This window comes from Pseudomonas sp. 2995-3 (assembly GCF_002742565.1).
Lineage (GTDB): Bacteria > Pseudomonadota > Gammaproteobacteria > Pseudomonadales > Pseudomonadaceae > Aquipseudomonas > Aquipseudomonas edaphica.
The window spans coordinates 1-403 of the sequence record NZ_LJSB01000274.1 but is presented as its reverse complement, the minus strand read 5'-3'; the positions used below and the strand labels follow the sequence as shown (position 1 = coordinate 403).

At 34.2% G+C, this 403-nt stretch carries 1 protein-coding gene; it reads left to right on the top strand.

Annotated features, from left to right (window positions below; genetic code table 11):
- Window positions 1-403 (top strand): hypothetical protein (locus AOA62_RS31875; RefSeq protein WP_218244179.1); only part of this gene is annotated, 403 nt, incomplete at both ends.

Here is a 403-nt window from a genome sequence, read left to right as displayed (position 1 = left end):
GGCCGGGTGCAGGAAAGTATCCAACAGCCAGTGCGATAGTGGAAGACGTCATAAATCTTCTTACAAATTCTTATGAAAAGAAAGTCTCATCCAATCTAGCATTTATGACAGATGGATTTCTTAAAGAGGAACAAATAGGATTTTCAAAAACTAGTAGTTACGATTACTCATTATACTTTGTGACAGCTAGAGAGGATATTTCACAGTATTCTAGTAGTGATTTTCACGTATTAGAAATGGCTAGAGTTCATGAATTATCGTTTGGAGCACTGGTGCATACAAATAAACCTCTTACTGAAATAAGGAGTATACTGGGCGAAAATAATCAAATACTTCCTATTCTATCAGAAGTACTGAAAACTACTGTAAAAGAAGTTTCTCAAAAAAATATAGAGCATTATTC